Below are 6,421 nucleotides of genomic sequence, written 5' to 3' on the forward strand. Positions count from 1 at the left end.
TCAGGCCTGAAGCGTTCGCGTGCCGGAGGCCGCGACGACGTTCGCAGCGGTCGTCCGGCTCAGTTCCATGGGCACGATTCTAGTGGGGTGCGCGGACCGCGATGATGGATGCCGTGAAGCTCGCCGTGATCGGTGCCGTCCTCCTGCTGCTCGGCGGGGCCGCCGTCGCGCTCGGCGTGCTCCCGGCATCCGATGCGCTGGCGGTCGCGGACCGCGTCTGGCCCATCCTGCTGTTCGTCGTGGCGGTGACGATCGTGGCGGAGCTCGCCGCGTCGGCGGGCGTGTTCGACGTGGTGGCGGCGCGGCTCGCACGCCTCGCTCGCGGACGCACGATCGTGCTGTGGCTTGCCGTGGTCGGGCTCGCCGTCATCGTGACGGCCTTCCTCTCCCTCGATACGACGGCGGTGCTGCTCACCCCGGTCGTGGTGGCCGTCGCGCGGGCGAACGGACTCGCCCCGCTGCCCTTCGCCTTCACGACGGTGTGGCTGGCCAACACCGGCTCGCTCTTGCTGCCGGTGTCGAACCTCACCAACCTGCTCGCCGCGCATCGCATCGGGACCGGTGGTCCGGGTGACTTCGTGGCGCTCATGTGGCCTTCGGCGCTCGTGGCGGTCGTCGTGACGGTGCTGCTGCTGCTCGTCGTGCACCGGCGCGACCTGCGAGGGCGCTACACGCCGTCCCCGGCGCCCCGGGTCTCCGACCCGGTGCTGCTGCGCGCCGCATCGGTGATCGTCGTCGTGCTCCTGCCGATGCTCATCTCAGGCCTGCCGCCGTGGCAGCCCGCTCTGGCCGCGGCGGTCGCCCTCGCCATCGTCCACGGCTGGCGCAATCCGCGTGCGCTCGGGCTGCGGCTGCTGCCGTGGCAGCTGGTCGTCTTCGCCTCGGGGCTCTTCCTCGCCGTCGGCGCGCTGGAGTCCTGGGGCGCCGCCGAGCTGCTGCGCCCCGTGGTGGGGGCGGGTGACGGTGTCGTGGAGCTGCTGCGCGTCGCCGGTGCTGGGCTCATCGGCGCCAATGCGATCGACAACCTGCCCGCGTACCTGGCTCTGGAATCGGTCGCCGACTCCCCCGCGCGTCTGGGTGCTCTGCTTGTGGGTGTGAACGCGGGACCGCTCGTGACGCCGTGGGCGTCACTGGCGACCCTGCTCTGGCACGAGCGCCTGCGAGCGGACGGCATCGACGTGCCATGGCGCCGCTACATGCTGCGCGGAGCCGTGGCGGCGCCGGTCATCGTCGGGCTCGCGGTGCTGCCGCTGGCGCTGTAGCGGGGCTCAGGAGTCCTGGCGGCGGGCCGTGCCGGGCGCGTGCACCATCAAGGCGAGGGCCAGCGAGACGGCGATGACGCCGGCGGCGAAGATGAACCCGCTGGGGTCGGAGTCGATCGCGAACGACAACCCGAAGAGGTAGAAGCCGAGAAGAAACAGCACCACGTACAGCGCGTACAGGATGAACATTCACTACCTCCGTGGGATTGCGGTCCCTTGATCGTAGCCAAGTCCCGCAGCGCCCGAGATCTGCTAGCGCTCCCCCACCGTGATGTCGACCTGGATCTCGCCGGCGAGTTCTTCCAGCGCGGACACGACGGTGGCGACCTCGACGCCGGTCGGGACGCGCGCGTCGACGGTCGCCTCGAACAGCGTGCCACCTGCCATCGGCGCATCGAGGGTGGCGCTGGTGAACATGTCGATGCTGAGGCCGAGCGCGGCGAGCGTCGCGGTGACGTCGCGGACGATGCCGGGGCGGTCGTTGCCCAGCACGCTGAAGGTGACCCGACTGCCACTGTCGGCCGACGATGCTGCGGCATCCACGGGGGCGTGTGCCGTGACGCGCAACAGACCGTCGAGACCCCGCAGGGCCGAGGTGAGCGCCATCTCCTGGGCGTCGGGAACGCTGACCATGACGACGCCGGCGAAGGCGCCGGCGAGCTCGGCCAGTTCGCTGCGCTCCCAGTTGCCGCCGTGCGCGGCCACGATGTCAGCCAACGCGCGGACGAGTCCGGCGCGGTCATCGCCGACGACGGTGAGGACGAGGTGAGCCATGCGGTGAGCCTATCCCCCCGCCGGCATGGCTTCCGGGTCGGTCTGCCCGTTCGTCGGCAGCAGTCCCGCCACCTCGATCGCGGCTGCGTCGGTGAGGTGGATGCCGTCCGTGCGGACGACGAAACCGTCTACGAAGACCGGGCAGCGGTCCTGGGCGCAGAACCACTCCTGCGTGTCGACCACGGTGACGTTCGGGTAATCGGCGGCCGCGCGGACCTCTGCGGCCAGCTTCGCCGCGTAGACATCGGAGACCGCACTGGTGCACTCCTCGGGCGACGTCATGCGCGTGGCGCAGCCTGCCGGATCCGCCGTGAGCGGCGGGTTGCTCAGAACCAGCACCGAGGGCACGCTGCGCAGGCGCTCGAAGGTCCGTCGCGCGCCCGCCTCCCATGCCTCCGCGGCCTCGGCGAGGGGCAGACCTGTGTTGCCCAGAGCGCCCTCCGACGAAGAGGTGAACACGACCTCGGGGTGGCCTGCCGCGACGAGGTCGAGCATCTCATCGCGGCGAGCGTCGCAGGCGTCGCGGTGCCCCGGGGTGTTGCGCCTGTCGGCGACGCTCACATCGATGAGGGGGCAGTTGGCGAAGCCCACCGCGGTTGCTCGCTCGCCATAGGCGGCTTCCACGGTAGGCAGCCACGACAGTGCGACGGAGTCGCCGACCAGCATCAGCTCCGAGGCGCCGCGGCACACCCTGGTAGCACTCCGTTCGAACACGTCGTTGAGGCATCCCGGATCGTGCTGCTGCATCGCCACCGTCTGCTGCGACGGGTAGAGCACGTCCAGCTGCGCTCGGATGCCGTCTGGCCACTCCGCCGCAGACAATGCGTCTTCGATCGCCATCCGGCGCGCGGCGGTGTCGACGGCACCGGCGTCGGACGAGAGGTGGGCGATCCGGAGACCGTCGGCGAGCGCGCCGGCGGTCGTCGTCATCGCGGGGCCGCGCAGCGCTCCGACGGAAAGAACGGCGATCGTGGCGAAGACGGCGATTCCCACCGCGACATCGCGCACTTGGAAGGGTCGGACGTTGCGTGCACGCGCCCACCCGGAAAGGAAGCGGCTTCGCAGCGCCGGCTTCTCGACGTAGCGTCGTGTGAGCTCCGACAGCAGGAGCATGACCGGGACGCACAGCACCGCGACGACAGGGGCCTCTCCCCAGATCGACCAGGCGAAGATCAGCACCGGGAAGTGCCAGAGGTACAGGCTGTACGAGACATCGCCGAGCCACTGTGCGACGGGGTTGCCCAGCACGCTGCGCCGTCCGCTCGGCGCCGCGGCCCAGATCACGAGCGCGGCACCCAGGACGGCGGGCAGGACCGCGGGAAACGGCAGGGGCGCGTCGGCCGAGACGAAGACGGCGCCGGCGACGATGAGCGCCAGACCGCTGATCGAAGCGACTGTCCGGGCCCGGGGCTTCATGCCGGCTGGAGCGGTGCCTGCGACGGCGATGAGGGCGCCGGCGAGGAGCTCCCACCCGCGGGCGAGCGAGTCGAAGTACGCGTCGATCGGGTTGGTCAGGGTGCGGTACGCCGCCCACGCGGCGCTCACGGCGATCCCTACGACAATCGCCGCGATGAGGGCGCGACGCGAGCCCCGGAACACCCCGAACAACGCGAGCATGCCCAGTGGCCATACCGCGTAGAACTGCTCCTCGACTGACAGCGACCAGTAGTGCTGAAGGGGCGAGACGAGGCCCGTCGATTGCAGGTAGTCGGTCCCGAGGGCGATGAAGTGCCAGTTCGAGACGAACAGCAGCGCACTGAGCGCGTCGAGCAAGGTCTGAACCGCGCGCGGAAGGAACCACAGCGCGAACGCCGCGGCCACCGTGACGGCGAGCACAGTGACCGCCGCCGGCACGATGCGCCTCATGCGGCGCGCATAGAAGCCCCGCAGTGAGATCGACCCCGTCGTCTCCAGCTCGCGCAGCAGCAGGCCGGTGATGAGGAACCCGCTGATGACGTAGAACACGTCGACGCCGAGGAACCCGCCCGCTGGCCAGTGGAAGGCGTGATCGACCACCACGATGACGACCGCCACCGCGCGCAGGCCCTGGATGTCTGCACGGAATCCCGGGCTCGCCGAGTGTGGCGGGGACGCCGCCCCCACCGCCATCGTCGCCCCACCGACCATGTGCCCCCCAGCATCAGCTGGCGCCAGGATAGTGATCCGGCCGCCCGGAGGGAAGGCACCTGCGCTGCGATCGCCAGCGGCCCTGGACAGCGCGACGAGGCCATCTCAACCGACAACGCACCCAGCCTGGCGGCGGAGCACGGCGCGACCTGTCGCGGACTGCGGAGCTCACCCTCGCAGCGGCATCGGCTCGGTCCTGCCGTAGATGTGCACCGCGCCGGCTCCGCCGGCGAACAATCCGCGGACCTCGACGACGGGCGGCACCGGGAGGATGTCCACGGTCACCTGCGGCGGAGGCATGAACGTGGCATCCATCGCGCCCGACACGTTCTCGTCGGGGAGAAGTGGTCCGGTGCGCACCCGCGCCAGCTGGGTGTGCGCGGCGTGCGCCGGGCTTGCCGAGTCGACATAGTCGGCATAGACGCACTCCACGCCCGCGACCACGCCCTGCCGACGCACACCCTCGGTGCCCAGGTGGCCCAGCGGGTACTGGCCGTCGCAGTTGAAGGCCCAGCCCCCGGATCGTGCGGCGACGGCAGGGGCGTGCAGCTGCATGCCGCATGACGGCACGAGGTGCAGGTCGAGGCCGTCGTCGGGCCGAGGCCAGGGACTGCGTGCGCTGCTCTTCCGCAGCCGGCGGTCGGCGTGGTCCAGGCACACCTCCACCGCCACGTTGACTGCTGTGCGGTCGTCCGGTACCGCGAAGATGGCGCGGGGATCGGAGGCGTGGGTCTTGAAGTCCCCGGCGGAAAGATCCAGCCCGGGGTAGGCCGCCATGGCCTCGGTGACAGCGGGTTTACCGGCGGTCTCCCAGAGGAGGAAGTCCTCGTTGGAGTCATAGTGCTTCTGGGTCGTGAATGCGCCCGCCCCGAGCGCCGAGACGATGCCGTCGACCGGCGTGGAGCTGATCACCAGGCCGCGGTTGCGCACCTGCACCAGCGGATACGCGTGGGCGCTTCGGATGAAGTCGACCATCATGTCGAAGATCACACCGCGCATGACCCCGGACGACCGCCGCCAGGCCTCACCGAGGTGACGCACGATGTCGGTGCGGGTGCGCGCGTCGACGGAGTCGAGGACCGCATTGATGTCGGCGACCTCGGCGGTGATCACCGAGCCGAGCACCAGGAGGAAGTGCGGGTACTGCGATGCGGGGAACTGCTCGCTGAGCACCTCGAGGACGATCTCGGCCGGGTCGCGTCCGCCGGGGGTGGATACGTAGGGACCGAGGGGGCCGTGCCAGAAGAACTCCGGCGCCACGAAGACGTTCAGCACGGAAGGGTCACCGAGATCGGGGAGGGCGCCACGGGTCAGGTCCACCGCGGCCTTCATCACCGCCGCGCGGCCGCGCACATCGGCGAGGAGGTCATCGGCTGCCCGGTAGGTGCCCGCCATCGCGCCCCGGCCGCGCTGGTCGCCGAACGCGATGATGTCGTCCGGGGTGGTGGGTATCGCGTACCCCGCGAACCTCACCTTGTCGTAGGCAGGGGTCCTCATCGCCCGGACAGTACACCCGGGGTCCGGGGCTCGCCAGGGTGCGCCCGACGGGGAGGGAAGGCGGGATGCCACGATGGGCGCATGTCCTTCACCGTCCGTGAACCTCGTCGTGCGGATGCCGGGGCGCTCGCCGCCCTGCACGTCTCGACCTGGCAGGAAACGTACAGCCGGCTCCTCCCCGAGGGCTTCTTCACCGACGCGTTCGCCGACGGGCGGCAGCGGATGTGGGAGTACCTTCTGGCTCAACCCCGACCGGAACACGCGGTGCGCGTCGCCGAGCTCGACGGCGCCCTCATCGGCTTCGCGTGGATCGGCCCCGGTCGCAGCGAGCCCGACGAGGCGCCGCCGCGCGAGCGCGAACTGTGCGCGATCTACGTCGCCGCCGCCCATCACGGATCCGGTGTCGGGCAGGAGCTGCTCGATGCGGCCCTGGGGGCAATGCCCGCCTCGCTCTGGGTGGCGACGCAGAATCCGCGCGCCATCGCGTTCTACCGGCGTAACGGCTTCGCGTTCGATGGGGTGGAGAAGACGGACCCGGCGATCCCCGGCATCACCGAGGCGCGCATGCTGCGCTGAGCAACTCCCGCGTGCGGAAAAGCAAGAACCCCCCGGTCTCCCGGGGGGTTCTGTGGTGGTGCGCGATACTGGGATCGAACCAGTGACCTCTTCCGTGTCAGGGAAGCGCGCTACCGCTGCGCCAATCGCGCCCGTAAGGGCTGTTCAGTTCTGAGTGGAGGTGGCGACGGGATTCGAACCCGTGT

General features: G+C 70.5%; 6 protein-coding genes and 1 tRNA gene. 2 read left to right on the forward strand and 5 right to left on the reverse strand.

Going from position 1 to position 6,421, the window contains the following annotated elements:
• Positions 1–104: 104 nt before the first annotated feature.
• Positions 105–1,262 carry an SLC13 family permease gene (locus NQ160_RS16215; RefSeq protein WP_257516208.1) on the forward strand — a complete coding sequence of 386 codons (1,158 nt, stop codon included), beginning with the start codon at positions 105–107 and terminating at the stop codon, positions 1,260–1,262.
• Between the two features lie 6 nt (positions 1,263–1,268).
• Here NQ160_RS16215 and NQ160_RS16220 read toward each other — a convergent pair whose 3' ends face one another.
• From NQ160_RS16220 to NQ160_RS16235, 4 genes are all read right to left on the reverse strand, one after another.
• Positions 1,269–1,451 (reverse strand): hypothetical protein, encoded by a 183-nt coding sequence (locus tag NQ160_RS16220; RefSeq protein ID WP_257516203.1) that lies wholly within the window; start codon positions 1,449–1,451, stop codon positions 1,269–1,271.
• 63 nt (positions 1,452–1,514) lie between these two features.
• Positions 1,515–2,036, reverse strand: coding sequence for a glycine cleavage system protein R (locus tag NQ160_RS16225; protein WP_257516204.1), 522 nt, complete (start codon positions 2,034–2,036; stop codon positions 1,515–1,517).
• A gap of 9 nt (positions 2,037–2,045) precedes the next feature.
• Positions 2,046–4,139: an acyltransferase family protein gene (locus NQ160_RS16230; protein ID WP_257516205.1), complete on the reverse strand. Its 2,094-nt coding sequence runs from the start codon at positions 4,137–4,139 to the stop codon at positions 2,046–2,048.
• Positions 4,140–4,331: 192 nt separating this feature from the next.
• A complete protein-coding gene (locus NQ160_RS16235) occupies positions 4,332–5,660 on the reverse strand; it encodes a hypothetical protein (protein ID WP_257516206.1) in 1,329 nt (442 codons plus the stop codon).
• An 81-nt stretch (positions 5,661–5,741) separates the two neighbouring features.
• Here NQ160_RS16235 and NQ160_RS16240 point away from each other — a divergent pair, with 81 nt between their 5' ends.
• Positions 5,742–6,236 carry a GNAT family N-acetyltransferase gene (locus tag NQ160_RS16240; RefSeq protein WP_257516207.1) on the forward strand — a complete coding sequence of 165 codons (495 nt, stop codon included), beginning with the start codon at positions 5,742–5,744 and terminating at the stop codon, positions 6,234–6,236.
• A gap of 56 nt (positions 6,237–6,292) precedes the next feature.
• On the opposite strand, the gene NQ160_RS16245 is transcribed toward NQ160_RS16240, so the two are convergent.
• Positions 6,293–6,367 (reverse strand) — tRNA-Val (locus tag NQ160_RS16245).
• Between the last annotated feature and the right edge of the window lie 54 nt (positions 6,368–6,421).

This window comes from Microbacterium sp. zg.Y909 (assembly GCF_024626565.1).

Bases quoted from the DNA above. Each gene is read 5' to 3' on its own strand.
- NQ160_RS16215 (WP_257516208.1), top strand. From the start codon at position 105: ATGGATGCCGTGAAGCTCGCCGTGATCGGTGCCGTCCTCCTGCTGCTC.
- NQ160_RS16220 (WP_257516203.1), bottom strand. From the start codon at position 1,451: ATGTTCATCCTGTACGCGCTGTACGTGGTGCTGTTTCTTCTCGGCTTC.
- NQ160_RS16225 (WP_257516204.1), bottom strand. From the start codon at position 2,036: ATGGCTCACCTCGTCCTCACCGTCGTCGGCGATGACCGCGCCGGACTC.
- NQ160_RS16235 (WP_257516206.1), bottom strand. From the start codon at position 5,660: ATGAGGACCCCTGCCTACGACAAGGTGAGGTTCGCGGGGTACGCGATA.
- NQ160_RS16240 (WP_257516207.1), top strand. From the start codon at position 5,742: ATGTCCTTCACCGTCCGTGAACCTCGTCGTGCGGATGCCGGGGCGCTC.